This is a genomic window from Tenggerimyces flavus, assembly GCF_016907715.1.
GTDB lineage: Bacteria > Actinomycetota > Actinomycetes > Propionibacteriales > Actinopolymorphaceae > Tenggerimyces > Tenggerimyces flavus.
On record NZ_JAFBCM010000001.1, the window covers coordinates 7,775,414 to 7,792,526 of the forward strand.

Annotated in this window: 17 protein-coding genes; 6 read left to right on the plus strand and 11 right to left on the minus strand. The window is 69.6% G+C overall.

Annotated elements, in window-relative coordinates:
- Positions 1-325: 325 nt before the first annotated feature.
- From JOD67_RS36200 to JOD67_RS36220, 5 genes are all read right to left on the minus strand, one after another.
- The gene (locus JOD67_RS36200) at positions 326-586 is read right to left on the minus strand and encodes a WhiB family transcriptional regulator (RefSeq protein WP_205122168.1); all 261 of its coding nucleotides are present in this window, start codon (positions 584-586) and stop codon (positions 326-328) included.
- 602 nt (positions 587-1,188) lie between these two features.
- Positions 1,189-1,944, minus strand: coding sequence for an ABC transporter permease (locus JOD67_RS36205; RefSeq protein WP_205122169.1), 756 nt, complete (start codon positions 1,942-1,944; stop codon positions 1,189-1,191).
- A complete protein-coding gene (locus tag JOD67_RS36210) occupies positions 1,941-2,894 on the minus strand; it encodes an ATP-binding cassette domain-containing protein (RefSeq protein ID WP_205122170.1) in 954 nt (317 codons plus the stop codon). Before JOD67_RS36210 ends, JOD67_RS36205 begins: the two co-directional genes overlap by 4 nt.
- The gene (locus JOD67_RS36215; protein ID WP_205122171.1) at positions 2,891-3,487 is read right to left on the minus strand and encodes a PadR family transcriptional regulator; all 597 of its coding nucleotides are present in this window, start codon (positions 3,485-3,487) and stop codon (positions 2,891-2,893) included. Before JOD67_RS36215 ends, JOD67_RS36210 begins: the two co-directional genes overlap by 4 nt.
- A 92-nt stretch (positions 3,488-3,579) precedes the next feature.
- Entirely contained in the window at positions 3,580-4,908 is a 1,329-nt protein-coding gene (locus tag JOD67_RS36220) for a hypothetical protein (protein WP_205122172.1), read from the minus strand.
- A 165-nt stretch (positions 4,909-5,073) separates the two neighbouring features.
- Here JOD67_RS36220 and cofD point away from each other — a divergent pair, with 165 nt between their 5' ends.
- Together cofD and JOD67_RS36230 are read left to right on the plus strand one after the other, a co-directional pair.
- Complete coding sequence (cofD, locus tag JOD67_RS36225; protein WP_205122173.1) at positions 5,074-6,051, plus strand: 2-phospho-L-lactate transferase; 978 nt, start codon at positions 5,074-5,076, stop codon at positions 6,049-6,051.
- Positions 6,048-7,136, plus strand: a complete 1,089-nt coding sequence (locus JOD67_RS36230) for a coenzyme F420-0:L-glutamate ligase (RefSeq protein ID WP_205122174.1) — start codon at positions 6,048-6,050, stop codon at positions 7,134-7,136. The genes cofD and JOD67_RS36230 overlap by 4 nt, the downstream gene beginning before the upstream one ends.
- Here JOD67_RS36230 and JOD67_RS36235 read toward each other — a convergent pair.
- Complete coding sequence (locus JOD67_RS36235) at positions 7,121-8,047, minus strand: DNA-3-methyladenine glycosylase family protein (RefSeq protein ID WP_205122175.1); 927 nt, start codon at positions 8,045-8,047, stop codon at positions 7,121-7,123. The genes JOD67_RS36230 and JOD67_RS36235 overlap by 16 nt on opposite strands.
- Before the next feature lie 81 nt (positions 8,048-8,128).
- Between JOD67_RS36235 and JOD67_RS36240 the strand changes: the two genes are divergently transcribed.
- Entirely contained in the window at positions 8,129-8,842 is a 714-nt protein-coding gene (locus tag JOD67_RS36240) for a DUF3105 domain-containing protein (protein WP_205122176.1), read from the plus strand.
- On the opposite strand, the gene JOD67_RS36245 is transcribed toward JOD67_RS36240, so the two are convergent.
- Positions 8,793-9,335: an HAAS signaling domain-containing protein gene (locus tag JOD67_RS36245; RefSeq protein ID WP_205122177.1), complete on the minus strand. Its 543-nt coding sequence runs from the start codon at positions 9,333-9,335 to the stop codon at positions 8,793-8,795. The genes JOD67_RS36240 and JOD67_RS36245 overlap by 50 nt on opposite strands.
- Before the next feature lie 120 nt (positions 9,336-9,455).
- On the opposite strand from JOD67_RS36245, the gene JOD67_RS36250 reads away from it, so the two are divergent.
- Complete coding sequence (locus JOD67_RS36250) at positions 9,456-9,650, plus strand: response regulator transcription factor (protein WP_443735005.1); 195 nt, start codon at positions 9,456-9,458, stop codon at positions 9,648-9,650.
- Between the two features lie 270 nt (positions 9,651-9,920).
- On the opposite strand, the gene JOD67_RS36255 is transcribed toward JOD67_RS36250, so the two are convergent.
- Complete coding sequence (locus JOD67_RS36255; RefSeq protein ID WP_205122178.1) at positions 9,921-11,000, minus strand: mannose-1-phosphate guanylyltransferase; 1,080 nt, start codon at positions 10,998-11,000, stop codon at positions 9,921-9,923.
- 15 nt (positions 11,001-11,015) lie between these two features.
- Here JOD67_RS36255 and JOD67_RS36260 point away from each other — a divergent pair, with 15 nt between their 5' ends.
- Both JOD67_RS36260 and JOD67_RS36265 read left to right on the plus strand, forming a co-directional pair.
- A complete protein-coding gene (locus tag JOD67_RS36260; RefSeq protein ID WP_205122179.1) occupies positions 11,016-11,729 on the plus strand; it encodes a TIGR03089 family protein in 714 nt (237 codons plus the stop codon).
- Positions 11,726-12,550: an amidohydrolase family protein gene (locus JOD67_RS36265; RefSeq protein ID WP_205122180.1), complete on the plus strand. Its 825-nt coding sequence runs from the start codon at positions 11,726-11,728 to the stop codon at positions 12,548-12,550. The genes JOD67_RS36260 and JOD67_RS36265 overlap by 4 nt, the downstream gene beginning before the upstream one ends.
- Here JOD67_RS36265 and JOD67_RS36270 read toward each other — a convergent pair.
- The 3 genes from JOD67_RS36270 to galE form a co-directional block, all read right to left on the minus strand.
- The gene (locus tag JOD67_RS36270) at positions 12,547-13,872 is read right to left on the minus strand and encodes a SpoIID/LytB domain-containing protein (protein ID WP_205122181.1); all 1,326 of its coding nucleotides are present in this window, start codon (positions 13,870-13,872) and stop codon (positions 12,547-12,549) included. The two genes, JOD67_RS36265 and JOD67_RS36270, sit on opposite strands and share 4 nt — an antisense overlap.
- A gap of 217 nt (positions 13,873-14,089) precedes the next feature.
- Positions 14,090-16,057, minus strand: coding sequence for an acetoacetate--CoA ligase (locus tag JOD67_RS36275; RefSeq protein WP_205122182.1), 1,968 nt, complete (start codon positions 16,055-16,057; stop codon positions 14,090-14,092).
- On the minus strand, positions 16,050-17,030 hold the full coding sequence (galE, locus tag JOD67_RS36280; RefSeq protein WP_205122183.1) for a UDP-glucose 4-epimerase GalE: 981 nt from the start codon (positions 17,028-17,030) through the stop codon (positions 16,050-16,052). Before galE ends, JOD67_RS36275 begins: the two co-directional genes overlap by 8 nt.
- Positions 17,031-17,113: the final 83 nt, after the last annotated feature.

The following is a 17,113-nucleotide window of genomic DNA, read 5'->3' on the forward strand; positions in this document are numbered from 1 at the left end:
GCGCACCTGCGCGGAGTCGACCGTGAGGCTGCTCTGCTGCAGCCGACATACCAACGAGCACGCTCGCTGAGCGGTCGGGCTCCGCGCCATCAGACTAGACGACGCCAGTATGGAACCGCCGGGCCGGGCGCGTGCCATGTGGACGACGCCCGGCCATGAAGCGGTCTTAAACGTCCGCAAGAGAGTCGGCGGCGGCGTTGCTATCCCGAGCCAACGCGCCGACGGCGCTTACAGCCGGACCGCGGCGGACAAGCGACCTGGCGCCGTCGGTTGCGCGGTGGCTCGGGATGGTGACGCCTTATGCCGCCGACCGGTGCGGACCAAGCTATACAGCTCGCTTCTTGAGCCGGCGACGCTCTCGTTCGGACAAGCCGCCCCAGATCCCGAAGCGTTCATCGTGTTCCAACGCGTACGTCAGGCAGTCCGCCCTGACTTCACAGACCAGGCAGACTTTCTTCGCCTCGCGCGTGGATCCGCCCTTTTCCGGAAAGAACGCTTCTGGATCGGTCTGCGCGCACAGTGCGCGCTCCTGCCAGCTGAGCTCTTCCTCGGCGCTGCCGTGCTGCAGCGGGGTTTGCTCTTGCACGGTCCTCGCCTCCTCGACCCATATTCCCCGTGGCTTGCGTTGAGCTGTGGTCATGCCACGACCTACAGCGACGTGGTGACCGGCCCCGCCGCCGAGGATGTCCCTGCGACACCCTCACAATCCCGGCTCGGTCGTTCGCGTCGATCGTTGTTACATGTCCGGTTCATGCCGTTCGGGACGATTCCCTGGTCGCCGACGAATGACACAGGTGAAATTACATGCCCGAAATCCCGTGGCGTCAACTCGGGGTCTGCTATAGGTGCGCGACACGCCGAGGATCGGCCGAAAAAGTTTGCGAATCGCGACTTTGACTCCGAAGAGTAACGGCTTTCGGGATCGTCACGGCTGGCGGCTTCGTCCCCTTGTGTACGCGCCGTCAGCGTCGGGGACCTTGTCCGAGAGTGCCGGATCTCGCCCGATCTCGCGCCGGACCAGGTCGTAGGTGACGCGCGTTGTGACCGCCTTACCCGGCCAGTGGCCGCTCTACCTGGCGTCCACCCCACGTAAAGGGGCAAATGATCGTGTAAACATGATCATTGGCCCTAGGGCGGGGTTGGGCCGGTTCGCACCAACCGCCGGACGAGAGAGATCTTGCGCCGGAGCTAGAGGACTCGCCGATAGCGGTGCAGCGCCAGGAGGGCGACCGCCTGGGTCGCGACGACGAGGACCGCCAGGGCACCGAGGTGTACGGCCACCGAGGTCCAGTCCGTTCCGAGCATCGCCGAACGGGACGCCTCCACCGCCCAGTTGACCGGATTCGCGCCGGCGACCCCGCGGATCCACTCCGGCAGCTGGTCGAACGCGGTCAGCGTCGTCGAGAGGAACATGAACGGCAGCACGGCGAACTGCCCGACCGCGATCATCGTCTGCTGCCGGCGGAACGTCAGAGCCAGCGCGTGGGACACGCCCGCGAACACGGCACCGACGAGCGCCGCCGCGACCAGGATCGCCAGCAGACCGGCGACCCCGCCTGCCAGGCGGGCACCGAACGCGAACGCCACCGCGACGACCACGAGGGCCTGGAGGGCTCCGATGACCGCGGCCTGCAGCCCTCGGGCGGCCAGCAACGCACCCGCCGGCAGGGAGGTCGCGAGGAACCGGTCGAACGCGCCTCGTTCGAGGTCCTCGACCACGCCCGGACCCTCCCACGCACCGTGCGAGAACGCGGTCATGATCGCCACGCCCGGCGCGAGGTACTGCAGGTAGGAGTCGGTGCCGAAGCCGCCCAGCCGAGGGAGGTCGCCGAACAGCTGGCTGTAGAGCAGCAGCCACACGAGCGGCTGGACGAACATGATCGGGATCATGATGGGCTGCCTGCGCAGCAGCAGGTACGCACGTCCGAGCAGCGCGACGGTCACCTCGACACCGCCTCTCCGAACGAGCGGCCGGCGTGATGCAGGTAGACGTCGTCGAGGGTCGGCCGAGCGACCGCGGCCGACTCCACCCGCAGGCCCGCCGCCTCCAGGACGGACAGGATGGCCGGCAACGCCCGACTGCCCCGTTCGACCTGGGCGCGGAGCACGGCTCCGTCGCGGGTCACCGCCGCCAGTCCGATCCGGGCCAGCACCCCCACGGCCGCCTCGGCGGACGGGCCGTTCGTCAGCTCGACGGAGACCGAGTCGCCCGCGAGGCCGGCCTTGAGGCTCTCGGGCGTCCCGCTCGCGACCACCCGTCCCCTGCCGACGATCAGGATCCGGTCGGCCAGCTGATCGGCTTCCTCGAGGTAGTGGGTGGTGAGGAGAACGGTGAGGTTCTGCTCGATCCGCATCCGGCGGAACTCGTCCCACATCGTCGCCCGCGCCTCCGGATCGAGGCCCGTCGTCGGCTCGTCCAGGAACAGGACCCGCGGCTCGTGGACGATGCCCATGGCGATCTCCAGGCGTCGCCGCATGCCGCCGGAGTACGTACGCACGATGCGATCGGCGGCATCGGCCAGACCCACGAGGTCGAGCAGTTCGGCGACCCGAGGGCGAGCCTTCGAACGACTCAACCGTTGGGCGGCCGCCTGGACGAGGAGGTTCTCCCGCCCGGTCAGATAGTCGTCAGTGCCGGCGCTCTGGGCGACGTACCCGATCGACGCACGGACGGACCGCTGTTGCCGGCGAACGTCGAAACCGGCGACCGACGCGGAGCCACCGTCCGGCCGGGTCAGGGTCGCGAGCATCCGGATCGTCGTCGACTTGCCCGCACCGTTGGGTCCCAGCAGGCAGAACGCCTCGCCCTCCGCCACGGCGAACGACACGTCGCTGACCGCGTCCACCGAGCCGTAGCGCTTGGACAGGTTCCGCGCCGTGATGACGTCGGTCATGTCGAGGTCCGTACGCCGACGGACTCCAGATCGATGGCCGGCTCCTGGGCGATGGCGGGCAGCATCGGCTCGAGCGCTTCATGCCAGGCCAGCTCGGCTCGCAGATGGAGCTCCGAGCGCAGGTAGCCCGCGAGACTCGCGGCGGAGAGATGTCCCTCGCCGCGATGGAGCTCACGGCCCTTGACGAGCTCGGCGAGCGTCGCCTCGAGGGCTGCCCGGCGGTGGGACAGCCGGTCCGTCAGCGCCGCCTGGTCGAGGCCGGCCGACCACTTGAGAGCGGCCTCGACCGTGGTCGAGTGGAGCATCGGCTGGGTCAGCGCGCGGTCGCGATGGATGGCCAGCTCCTGGCGGCCCGCGGACGTGATCGCGTACACCGTCCGCTGGGGCCGGCGCCCGTCCTGTTCGGTCCGTACGGGCTCGATCAGCTCCTCGGACTCGAGCCGGTGCAGCATGCCGTACAGCGCGCCGACCTTGACGCCACCCCAATGCTCGATGCCGCTCTGATCGGCGGCGCGCCGGATCTGGTGACCGTGCAGGGGCGCCTCGGCGAGCAATCCGAGGATCAGGAGCCGAACGGGATTGGCATCTCTCATGCGATTAGTCTCATGAGACTAATCTCGGGTCTCAAGACGCGATCAGGCCCGCCGGAGCACCCCGGCGGGCCCGATCGTGGGTTCTGCTGCTGTCAGCGCGGAGGCTGCGACCACCAGCCCGGCTGCTGCGGCTGGCCCTGGTCGGCCTTGTCCGGGTCGGTGCCGGCGTCACCCGCCGGCTCGGCGTCGGCGCCCGGGGTGGGCGTCGCGCCGTCGGCAGGGGCGTCCGCGGACGCGGCCGGCTCGGTGCTGCCCGCGCCGCCGAACACCTGGGTCTGGTCCTCGGCGGGCTGCTCCGACTCCTGCGCCTGGCCGGTGCCGTAGTCGTACTGCTGCCCGTAGCCCTGCTGCTGGCCGTACGCCTGCTGCTCGCCCTGCTGGCCCCAACCACCCTGCTGCGGCTGCTGGCCATAGCCCTGCTGCTGGCCGTAGTCGTACCCGGCCTGCTGCTGGTTGTAGTCGTACGCGGGCTGCTGCTGACCCCAGCCAGCCTGCTGCTGGTCGGCGGCCGGCTGCTGCTGACCCCACCCAGCCTGCTGCTGGCCGTACTCCGGCTGCTGCTGGCCGTACTCCGGCTGCTGCTGTCCCCACGCGCCCTGCGCCTGAGCCTGCTGCTGGTTGTAGTCGTACGCGGGCTGCTGCTGACCCCAACCGGCCTGCTGCTGCTCAGCGGCGGGCTGCTGCTGACCCCAAGCGCCCTGCTGCGGCTGCTCGGCGGCCTGCTGACCCCACGCACCCTGGGCCTGCGCCGGCTGCTGCTGGTTGTAGTCGTACGCGGGCTGCTGCTGACCCCAACCAGCCTGCTGCTGGTCGGATGCGGGCTGCTGCTGCCCCCACGCGCCCTGCTGCGGCTGCTGCTGTTGGCCCCACGCGGGCTGTTGCTGCTGCTGTCCCCACGCGGGCTGCTGGCCGCCGAAGCCCTGCTGCTGCCCGTACGCGAACTGCTGCTGCGGCTTGGGCTCAGGCGCCGGAAGCGCACCGAACGTCGTGACGATGAAGAAGAGCCCTGCACCGATCAACGCGATGCCGCCCAGCGTCGCGAGGAACCCGATCCATTTGGAGGTCGCGTCCAACGCAAACGCGTCGACGAGTACCGCCGCGATCCAGGTGACCACTGCGAACAGGGCAAGCAAACCCCCCACGGCGAGCGCGACGATGGTCAGCACCCGAGCATTGGGGGTGGCGTCGCCGAGGTGCGTGACCAGCACGACTGCCAGCACCAGCAAGCCGATGATGATCGGGTTCACGAAGAAGCTCTGCGAGTTGTAGGCCTGCCCGGTGAATCCCGCCTGGTTCGGCCCCGTGAACAGTCGCACGATCGCGACGGCGACCTGGATCAATGCGGCACCCACCAGCACCCACGCGAGGAGCTCCCGGTGGGGCTTGGTCTTCTCGGTTACCACTTTGATACCCCCTGTCATGATTTGTCCTCGTAGGGAAGCTTTCCACATCCCGTGTCCCGACCGCAGTCACGCCTCGCCGCACCGGGACACAGATCACGGCGCGACTCACTATGGACCACCTGGCCCCACCTACGTCGGGCGGCCTGTGGACAGGCCCTTGGCGTGGCGGGAGAGACTGGGACCGTGCGGATCACCCTTCTCGCCGGCGGCATCGGTGCCGCCCGCTTCCTTCGTGGCCTGGTCGCCGCGACACCCGAGGCCGACATCACCGTCATCGGCAACACCGGTGACGATCTGACCTTGTACGGACTGCGCGTCTCACCAGACCTCGACACCGTCATGTACACACTCGGCGGAGGCAACGACGAGGCCCGTGGCTGGGGCCGTGCCGACGAGTCCTGGAACGCCCTCGCCGAGGTGACAGCGTACGGCGCCACACCCTCGTGGTTCGGGCTGGGCGACCGGGATATCGGTACGCATCTGGTCCGCAACGCTCTGTTGTCAGAGGGCAGGACGCTCACCGAGGTCACGCAGGCTCTGACGCAGCGCTGGCGACTTCCGTTCACGCTGATTCCGATGACGAACGACCGGGTCGAGACGCACGTCGTCGTCGACGATCCCGACGAGCCCGGCAAGCAGCGGCGGCTGCACTTCCAGGAGTACTGGGTACGCCACCACGCCGAGCTGGCCGTCGCCGACATCCGCTTCGAAGGCATCGAGAACAGCGAGCCCGCGCCCGGCGTCCTCGAGGCGATCCAGAACGCCGACGTGATCGTGTTCCCGCCCTCGAACCCCGTCGTCAGCATCGGCCCGATCCTCGCCGTCCCCGGCATCCGCGACGCGGTGCGGAACGCCCACGCCCCGGTGATCGGCCTCTCCCCCATCGTCGGCGGCGCGGTCGTGCGCGGCATGGCCGACAAGCTGCTCCCGGCGATCGGCGTCGACACCAGCGCCACCGGCGTCGCGCTGCACTTCGGCAGCCGCACCGACCAAGGTCTGCTCGACGGCTGGCTGGTCGACGAGCAGGACGCCGACGCCGTCGAACGTGTCCAGGCCGCCGGCATCGCCTGCCGGGCGAGGCCGCTGCTGATGAACGACGTTCCCCTCGCCACCGACATCGCCCGCGCCACGCTCGACCTCGCCGCCGAGGTCACGAAGTGAGCGACGGCTACTCGGTCAGGCCCGTCCGCGGGATCCCCGAGATCGCGGAAGGCACGGACCTGGCGCAGGTCATCGCCGAGCACGCGCCCGACCTGGCCGACGGCGACATCGTCGTGATCTCCAGCAAGATCGTCAGCAAGGCCGAGGGCCGCGTCGTTCCCGGCGACGACCGCCGCGCCGCGATCCGCGCCGAGACCGTACGCGTCGTCGCCGAGCGCGGCGAGACCCAGATCGTGCAGACCAGGCACGGCTTCGTCATGGCCGCCGCCGGCGTCGACAACTCCAACGTCGCGGTCGGCAGCCTCGTCCTCCTCCCGCTCGACCCGGACGAGTCGGCCCGGACGATCCGGGCCGGGCTGGGTGGCAAGCGAGTCGGCGTGATCGTCACCGACACGTTCGGCCGGACCTGGCGGGTCGGGCAGACCGACCTCGCGATCGGCGCGGCGGGCGTCCAGGTCCTCGACGACCACCGCGGCCGCGTCGACGCCCACGGCAACGAGCTCGCGGTCACCGCGCCCGCGATCGCCGACGAGCTCGCGGCCGCCGCCGAGCTGGCGATGGGCAAGCTCGCGCAGGTCCCGGTGGCGATCATCTCCGGGCTCGACGTGTGGGTGCTCGACGAGGACGGTCCCGGTGTCCGCGCGCTGGTGCGTCCGTCGGAGGACGACATGTTCCGGCTCGGCACGCGCGAGGCCTGGCGGGAGACCTTGACGATGCCGCGGACAGTCGACGAGCTCGCCGAGGAACCGGTCGACCCCGACGCCGTCCAGCGGATCGCCGCGCTCGCCGTCACCGGCGAGGGCTGGGGCATCGCGAGCTTCTCGGCGAAGCCGTGGACGGACGCGCTCGGGCTGCCGTCGTCGGTGCCGTTCATCGCCGTTCCGTACGTCACCACGAAGCGCTCCAGCTCGCTGCTGATGCTCGGTGCCGCGCTGGATCGGCTGTTGGTGGCCTGCACGATCGAACGCCTCGGCGCGATGCACGTCTCGTTCGAGGACGTTCGCAAGCAGCTGGCCAAGGCCCTGCCGGACGACGCCGTCCCGGTCTCGGTGATCGCGGTCGGGGCGACTCAGATCGAGCGGTAGTTGCGCCCTTCGTAGCGCGGACCGTGCCGCGGCGCCCCGATGCCGGCGAGCTCGATCAGCCGGGTGACGCGATAGCGGTGGCCGCGCCACTGTTCGAGCGCCGTCAGCATCTCGGCGTCGTCGAACCGCCGGCCGGCGAGCGCCCAACCCACGTTCTTCGCGATGTGGAAGTCGCCGACCGACACCGCGTCGGCGTCGCCGTGGGCGCGCTGCCGTACCTCCGCCGCCGTCCACACGCCGATGCCCGGCACCGTCCGCAGCCGCTGCTCGACGGCGGCCGGCTCCATCGTGATCGTCTCCTCGAGCCGGTCGGCGACGCGGGCAGCGCGGACGATCGCCTGGGAACGCTCCGGCCCGACGCCCGCGAGGTGGTAGTCCCAGGACGCGAGCTTCTGGAACGTCCGCGGCGCCGGCGCGACCCAGAGCTTGAACGGCACGGGCCCGGGAGCACGCTCGCCGAACCGCCACACCAGCTCGCGCCAGGACCGCCACGCCTCCTTGCCCGTCACCTTCTGCTCGAGGATCGCGGGGACGAGCGCGTCCATCACCAGCCCCGTACGCGGCACCCGCCAGCCCTTGAACCGCTTGGCCAGCCGGGCGAGCAGCACGTTGCCAGGGTCGAAGCCGCTGAGGTCGTCCTCGGCGCCGACGAACGCGGGCAGCCGTTCCAGCAGCCAGGCCGCGCCAGGACCCCACGCGGCGGCCTCGATGCGCCGCTCGGCCGGGCGGGCTGTGAGGCGGATTGTCGCCGGACCGTCGGGGGTTCGTACCGCTCGCCAGATCGCGCCGTCCGGCGTACGACGGTGCACCGGATCGCCCGAACCGCGGCGCAGCGACGCCAGCGTGGCGGCGAGGTCGATCGGCTCGTCGGTCACGAGAGAGCGGTTGTTCTGCACCGAACCAGTGTCCACTCACAATCCACCCGTAGAATCCACCCCCGACCCACCGTGTGGTGGCGTGTCGGGGACCTCGGGCGAAAAGGACGGTGAGGCGTGGCCAAGCGAGGCCAGGGCCAGAAGACGAGGCGAGAGCGCGTCGAGGAGCTCCGCCAGGAGCAGAAGGCCCAAGAACGCCGGCGGACGGCGATCATCATCGTGGCCTGCGCGGCTGTCGCGGCCGTGATCATCGGCGTCGGCGCGTTCCCGATCGTCAACAACTGGATCAACGACCCGTCCCGGAAGGCCATGACGGAGTTCGGCGCGGCGGCCTCGGCGGCCAGCTGCGAGGAGGCTCCGAAGGACCCGGCGACGGGCGTGTCGGACCACAAGCCGGACGGCGAGAAGGTCAAGTACACGACCGCGCCACCGTCCGCAGGTCCGCACTGGGGCACGCCGGCCGCGTTCGAGCGCAAGTTCTACGAGTCGGGCGACCGCCCGCCGCTCGAGACGCTCGTCCACAACCTGGAGCATGGGTACACGATCGTCTGGTACGACGACACGATCGCCAAGGACAAGGACCAGCTGGAAGCGCTGAAGAACATCGCGAAGCGGTTCGAGACCTCGACGCCGACGGGCGACAAGAAGTTCATCGCCGCGAGCTGGGACAACGCCGACGGCAAGTTCCCCGAGGGCAAGCACGTCGCGTTCAGCCGCTGGGCCACCCAGGCCGGGCACCGCGAGTACTGCGGCTCGGTGAGTGGCGAGGCGATCGAGGCCTTTATGAAGAAGTACCCGTGGTCGGACTCGCCGGAGCCGAACGCGCTCTGAGCTCTCGCTTCACCTTGGTGGCCGTCGACCGGAGGTGCGCCCAGCGCGCGTTCCGATCGGCGGCGGTGAGGCACTGGCCGCCCGCGATCAGCAGCCCGAAGAACGCGAAGACCGCGAGCAGGAAGCCCACGCCGTTCCCGTAGACGAACCCGCCGATCACCGAGCCGGCGGTGCCCGCGAGCAGCACCGCGGCGCCGACGAGGAACAGCGCGAGCCGCCAGGTGCTCTTGTCGAGGTCTGTTGCTGGCTGCGGCTGGGCTTCCGGTACGCGTTCCCCGTACCCCGCCGCCCGCACCAGCTCGGCCGCATAGTCGTCGGGCGACCCCAGCCGGTCGCGCAGCCCCTGGGCGGTGAGCGCCGGGCCTGCCTCGTTGGCGATGTCGAGCAGGCAGTCCTCGACGTCGGCCATCAGCTCGTTCTGCTCGGCCGGCGGCACATCGGCGAGCGCTCGCCGTACGCCGCCCAGGTAACCGAGGACCGCTGTCCCGCTCATCGTCGCGTCACTCCCCCAGCTCGACTAGTACTCCACATTGAAGAATAGCGCCTCAGTGTCGTCCACGACACCGAGGTCGTCGCCCAGCTGGTCGCGAAGCGCCACGATCCCCTTGCCAGGTTGACGAGCCGCGAACGCGAGGTGCTGGCGCTGATGGCCCAGGGGTACGGCAACACCGAGATCGCGAGCCGCCTCGTGGTCACCGAACGAGCCGTGTTGAAGCACGTGGGCAACATCTTCGCCAAGCTCGACCTCCCCCACACCGACGCCGGCCACCGCCGCGTCCTCGCCGTGCTCTCCTACCTGGGGGTCTAGCCCGCTAGCTTTCAGCTGGCGGTGGGTTCGCCCGGTCCGGGGCTGACCCTGGGTCCAACGATCATGTTTACATGATCATTGGCCCCTTTACGTGGGGTGGACGCCAGGTAGAGCGGCCACCGGCCGGGTAAGGCGACCGCGACGCTTCGCCAAGGGAGTGCCTTCCCACTCAGAGCACTCGAGACGTCGCAACCCCAAGTCTCCCCAGCAGGACAGGCACTTCTGGCCTTCCCAGGCCAAGGTCGCCCAACAACACCTGAAATCCCGAGGCTAGGAGTAGCGGGGGCCGTGGTCTTCCTGGACGCGGGCCACGAGCTCCTTCACGCGTTCCGCGCAGGCCTTCGGGCAGACCATCGTCACGTCTCGCGTGTGCACGATGATCATCTCCCGCAGCCCCACCGTCGCGACGAGGTGCGTGGGGTCGTCGTTCACGACGATGTTGCCCTCGGAGTCCACCAAGACCGTCACGCCGTCGTACGCGTTCCGCGCGTCGTCGCTGGACAACGTCGACGCCAGGGTCGGCCACGAGCCCACGTCGAGCCAGTCCACCGACATCGGCACGACCACGACCACCGCGTCGCGCGACGCCGGCTCCATCACCGCGAAGTCGATCGAGATCTTGCGCAGCGACTCGTACGTCTCCTTCAGCACCACGTCCCGCGACGGCCCCGACCACGCCGCGGCGATCGCTCGGACGCCCGCGCCGGTCTCCGGCAGGTACGCGTCCAGGCTGGCCAGCAGCGTTGACGCGCGCCAGACGAAGGTCCCCGCGTTCCACAGATAGCCGCCGCTCGCCACGTACGACGCCGCCGTCTCCGCGTCCGGCTTCTCGCGGAACGACCGCACCTCGAAGACCCCCGGCGCCACCGGCGCGCCGCGCTCCACGTAACCGAGCCCGGTGTGCGGGTACGACGCCGGGATGCCGAACGTCACCAGCGTCGACGGCGACCGCTCGGCCAGCTCGAACCCCGTCCGCAACGCCGACTGAAACGAGGCGACGGGCTCGATCACGTGGTCCGAGGTCACGAACGCGACCACCGCCTCGGGGTCCTGCTCGTGCAGCACCGCCGAGGCGAAGCCGATCGCCGCCGCCGTGTCGCGACCGATCGGCTCGCCGAGCACGTTCGACTCCGGCAGCTCGGTCAGGTGCTCGAGCACCGCCTCGCGATGCACCGCGCCGGCGCACACGTAGATGTTGGCCGGGTCAACGAGCCCGAGCAGGCGTTCGTACGCGAGCCGCAGCAGGCTCTTGCCGCCGCCCACACTGAGCAGCTGCTTCGGCCGACCGCCCCGCGAGAGCGGCCACAGCCGCGTCCCCGAGCCCCCCGCGTTGATGACTGCGTAACGCATCACGACACTTTACGTGTGACGCCCGCTCAGCTTCTCGCAGCCGCCCGGACGGCCGATCCGGCGAGCCCGTTCCTGACGTTCTACAACGACGCGACCGACGAACGCATCGAGTTGTCGCTGACGTCGTTCGACAACTGGGTCGCCAAGACCGCGAACCTCCTGCAGGACGGCCTCGGCACCGAGCCCGGCGAACGGGTCGCGATCCTGCTCCCGCCGCACTGGCAGGGCGCGGTCTGGATGCTCGCGGCCTGGTCCGCCGGGCTGATCGTCGACCTGTCCGGGAACGGTGCGCCCGACGTCGTCGTCACCGGTCCGGACACGCTCGACGAGGCCGTCGCCATGAAGGCCCGCGACACCCTCGCGCTCGCGCTCCGCCCGCTCGGCGGCCGCTTCACCACCCCGCTGCCGGCCGGCGTGCTCGACTACGGCGCCGAGGTGCCGACGTACGGGGACCACTTCGCGCCCTACGTTCCGGTGGCGCCCAGCGACCTCGCGCTGGCCGTCGACGGGACCGAGCTCACCGCCGCCGACCTCGTCGCGCGGGCGACCGCGGTCGGCCTCGATGCAGGAGCCCGCGTCCTGACCACCGCCAACCCCGCCGCGAAGGACGGCTACCTCGACGCGCTGCTCGCGCCCCTCGCCGTCCGCGGCTCGATCGTCCTCGTACGGAACCCGAAGCCGGAACGGACCGACCGGCGCGTCGCCGACGAACGGGTCACGCACCCATGACCGTCCCCGCCGGAGCGATCGACAACCACGCCCACGTCATGGTGGGCGAGCAGGGCGGGATCGACGGCGCCGCGTACCAGCCGTTCTCCGCGCCGGTGCAGAGCTTCGTCGCTCACCTGCGGGGGCTCGGGTTCAGCCGCGGCGTGCTGGTGACGCCGAGCACCTACGGCGCCGACAACTCCGTGCTGCTGGACGCGCTGCGTTCCTCGACCGATCTGCTGCGCGGCATCGCGGTGGTGCCGCCGGACGTCGACGACGCGACGCTGGACGAGCTGCACGCGGCGGGCGTACGGGGATGCCGGGTGCAGGACCGGATGACGGGTGGGTTGCCGATCGACGCTCTGCCCAAGTTGGCTTCGAGAGTTGGCTCGCGCGGTTGGCATGTCGAGGTGTGGACCGACCTGCTCGAGAACGGCGAGATCGTCCGTTCCTGCCTGCGATCCACGACGACACCGATCCTGCTCGACCATCTCGGCAACCTGCCGGCGCCCGCGCCCGGCGAGGCCGACGCGGGGACCGCCGTACTGCGGGAGCTGATGGCGTACGACACGTGCTGGGTCACGCTGTCCGGCGCGTACCGGCTCGCGGCTCCGCTGGCCGAAGCACACGCCGCCGAACTGCTGCAAGGCCGGGTTGACACGCTGCTATCGCTCGCGCCGGAGCGCCTGGCGTGGGGGTCGGACTGGCCGTACGTCCGGCCGCCCGGCCCTGTACCAACCGCCTCGGACCACCTAGCGGTGCTGGATCGGTGGCTGCCGGACGCGTCGTCGCGCGAGCAGGTGCTCGTGACGAACGCGGCCTTGTTGTACGGCTGGAGCTAGGACGTCACGGTGAACCAGGCGGACTTGAGGCCGAGCAGGTTGCGGATCTTGTCCTCGCCCTTGACCGTCCGTTCGCCCTGGGTGCCGACCAGCTTGATCGAGCTGACGCGTCCGCCCCAGTCGCCGCCGCCGTTGCGCGCGACGACACGGAGCTCGGTGAGTGCGCCGATGCTGGGGTAACGCCGTTCCAGCGTGGCGACCCTGACCGTGTCCTTCCAGTTGGTGGAGGGATCCCAGTTGTCCTGAAGCGCTTGCAGGTAAGGAACTCCGCCACTCGCCGTCCAGCCGCCGTTGGAGGAGCCGAACTCTGTCAAGGCCGGCTTGGCATCGAACATCAGCGTCTCGTTCGCGGTGTCCCTGACGGCGTCGTCGGTGCGTTCCTTCTCGTACGTGCGGGAGATTTCCCAGCTGAGCTTGAGACTTGCGATGCCGGGATAGACCTGCGAAGCGGTCGTGTCGTAGACGTCGAAGTACTTCTTCTTGCGGTTGATCGCGGACTTCAGGGCGTACGTGCGCGCCGCGACGGCCTGCGCTCTGAGTGAGTTCGTCGGCCAGCCTGCGGGTGACTCCGAGGGGACGACCGAGCGGAGATAGTCGTCGTACTTGACGATGTTGATCGGGCGGAGCCGCTTGTCGCGCAGGATGACGCGGAGGTCGCCGCGGTAGAGGCGCCTGAGCAGCTTGCCGGACGGGCGACGTTCCATCGCGAACGTGTCGTCGCTGGTGACGAACGAGATGCGGCCGCCGCTGTCGACGTCGCTGGCGGGGATGAGCGCGCGCCAGGCGCGGCAGGAGTAGCCCTCGAGCGTCATGTCCTTGCCCTTGACGGCGTTGACGCGCCAGGTGCCGACCTTGCAGCCGGCGAGGGTGGCGGGGAGCTTCTGGGTGTCGACGTCGCCGTTCTCTTTGGTCCAGACGACCTCGAGGTTCTTCTCCATGCGGACGCGAACGTCGGAGTTGTTGTGACTGAGCCTGACGCGGATCGCCTTGGAGGTGGCGTCGTCGACGAGCTTGGTGCCGGGATAGTAGAAGTCGAGAATCTTCTTGTACCCAAGGCCATCCTCGGCCGCTTCGTGCGCGCCCCACTGCGACATGCCGCGCCCGTGGCCGAAGCCCTGCCCCTTGAGGTCGTAGATCCCGTCAGCCGGCGCGGCGAACGCCTGACCCGCGTCCGGGGTCTCGGGAGTCTCGGCGATCTCGGCGTGCGCTGTGGTCGCTCCTCCGACGAGAACCACAGCGGCGAGTGCGACGGCCGACCATCCCTCCAGAGCCCGTCCGCCCACTCGCCGCGTGTCGCTCTTCCACCTGCGTGTACTGCCCATTCGCCCCGGTGCCCCTTCCGCAGCGATCAACGGTTGTGCTGAGGAAGACTGTGCCGATTGGGGCATTTGTTACGGAAGGTACCTAAGTGACTTCGTTGTGTGGTCGTTATATCCCATTCGTGTAATTCGACCGGCCCGCCAACGGTCCCTCAGCGGCACCCCGACCTGTTGGACAGATGTCGGGATAGAAGGCGAGATCTGTCCAACAACTCGCGGGTCAGACGTCGGTGGCGCGTTCGGCGGCGAGCTTCTCGAAGGCCTCGAGGGACGAGGGGTTGGCCAGCGCGCCGCGGCTGGCCGCTTCGTCGGCGGCGCGGCCTTCGAGGATGCGCTTCACCGGGACCTCGAGCTTCTTCCCCGACAACGTTCGTGGCACGTCCGGCACCGCGACCACGACGTCCGGCACGTGGCGAGGCGAGAGCGAGCGGCGGAGCTCGGCGGCCAGGCGCGCCTTCAGCGCATCGTCCACCGTCACGCCGGCCGCGGGCACCACGAACAGCAACAACTCTCCCGGTCCGCCGTCGGCGTCCTCCAGGTGCACCACCAGCGAGTCCGCGATCTCCGGGAACGTGTCCACCACCGAGTAGAACTCCGCCGTCCCCAACCGCACCCCGCCACGGTTCAGCGTCGCGTCCGACCGCCCGGTGATCACGCACGTCCCCCGCGACGTCACCGTGATCCAGTCGCCGTGCCGCCATACGCCGGGGAAGTCCCCGAAGTACGCGGCGCGATACCGCGAGCCCGAAGAGTCGCCCCAGAACGACACCGGCATCGACGGCATCGGCCGCTCGATCACCAACTCTCCAAGGGAATCCACCACCGACTCCCCCGCCGGCGAGTACGCGGCCACCGCGGCTCCGAGGCACCGACACGACAGCTCCCCCGCGTACACCGGCAACAGCGGCGAGCCGCCGATGAAGCCCGTACACAGGTCGGTCCCACCCGAGAACGACTGCAGGAGCAAGGACGAGTTGACGTTCTCGTACACCCACCCATAACCCTCCGGCGGCAACGGCGCACCGGTCGAGCCCACCCCGCGGATGCGTGACATGTCACCCAAATCAGCGGGCCGTACCCCCGCCTTTCGGCAGGCCAGCAAGAAGGGTGCTGACGTTCCGAAGAACGTGACCCCAGTCGAGGAGGCAAGACGCCAGGTCGACCCCAGATCCGGATACCCCGGGTTGACGTCGGCCAGCACGATCGAAGCGCCAACCGCCAAGCCCGACACGAGAAAGTTCCACATCATCCAGCCGGTCGTGCTGAACCAGAAGAACCGATCCCCCGGTCCCAGATCCAGGTGCAACGCGAGCGCCTTCAGATGCTCGAGCAGGATTCCCCCATGCCCGTGGACGATCGCCTTCGGCAGGCCCGTCGTCCCGGACGAGTACAACACGTACAGCGGATGGTGGAACGGGACCAGCTCGAAAGCCATCGGCGCCGGGGACGAGAGCAGCTCCTCCCAAGAGAGCGCGTCCGGCACCCCCGATCCCAGGTACGGCACCGACACCACACCGGCGAGCGAGGGCAGCGCGGCGCGGATCGCAGCCACCTCAGAAGTACGGTCCACCGGCTTGTCGCCGTACCGATACCCGTCGACGGCCACGAGCACCTTCGGCGCGATCTGGCTCCACCGATCGACCACGCTCCGCGTCCCGAACTCCGGCGCACACGAAGAGAAAACCGCCCCCAACGAGGCTGTGGCGAGCAGCAGCACCACGGTCTCCGGGATGTTCGGCAGGTACGCCGCGACCCGATCGCCCCGGCCGACCCCGAGCCGCACCAACCCAGCCCGGCACGCGGCCACCGCCGCCCGCAGCTCGGCCCCCGTCAACGTCACAGAAGCCCGCGTGTCCGACTGCCCGACGATCACGACCTCGTCCGCGGGCAGCGAACGCAGCAAGTACTCCGCATAGTTCAAGGAAGCGCCGGGAAACCACGAGGCGCCCGGCATCGACCGCGACGTCAGCACCGACGAGTAAGAACCGCCGACAGCGAAGTACTCCCAGAGTGAAGCCCAGAAGTCCTCCAAAGAGTCCACTGACCACTGCCACAACGACGCGTAGTCCGGGAATGTCAGCCCGCGCGTTGAAGACAGCCAGGACAGATAGGCACCGACCCGAGAAGACGAACGAACGTCAGCCGGAGGCGTCCACAGCACCGTGCCGAGAGCGGGCCCCTCAGCCACGCCGCGCCTCCGGGTGCCGCAACACCCAGCCGGCCCACGCCGACTCCACCATGTCGCGCAGATCGTGCCCCGCGGACCAGCCGAACTCGGCGGCGATCCGGTCGGCGGAAGCGATCGACACCACCGGGTCGCCCGGCCGGCGGTCGACGACCGTCGCCGGCAGCTCGCTGTAGCCGGTCACGGCGAGGATGGTGTCGACCATCTCGCGTACGGACACCCCGCGCCCGGTCCCGACGTTCAACGTCAGCCGGGCGTCCGCCCCAGAAGCCAGGTGCTGAGCAGCCGCGACGTGCGCCGACGCGATGTCCGACACGTGCACGTAGTCGCGGATGCAGGTGCCGTCGGGCGTCGGGTAGTCGGCGCCGAAGATCAGCGGCGGCTTGCCGTCGGTGAGGCGCTCGAACACCATCGGGATCACGTTGTACGCGCCGGTGTCGGAGAGCTCGGGCCGCGCCGTACCCGCGACGTTGAAGTACCGCAGGTTGACGTACCGCAGCCCGGTCACCCGCGCGGTGTCGGCGATCAGCCACTCGCCGGCGAGCTTGGTCTCGCCGTACGGCGACTCCGGCTCGCAGTGCAGGTCCTCGGTGACGATCTCCTGCGACGGGTTGCCGTACACCGAGGCGCTGGAGGAGAAGACGAACGTCTCGACGCCCGCCGCGGCCACCGCGTCCAGCAGCGACGCGAGCCCGCCGACGTTCTCGCGGTAGTAGAGGATCGGCTTGTCCACCGACTCACCCGGCTGCTTCTTCGCCGCGAGGTGCACGACGCCGGTGATGCCGTGCTCGCGGAGCACGCCGGCGACGAACTCGGTGTCGTGCACGGAGCCCTCGACGAACGGCACGCCCTCGATCCGGGACGCGATGCCGGTCGACAGATCGTCGAGAACGACAACGCGCTCACCCGCGGCGAGCATGGCATGGGTGACGTGGGCACCGATGAAACCGGCGCCTCCGGTGACGAGCCAGGTCATGGTTGCTCACCCTAGGGCACGCCTCAGGCGACTGCCGTCCACAGCCAGAAACGCCTGACTTGCGACCAGCCTACCGAGTATGC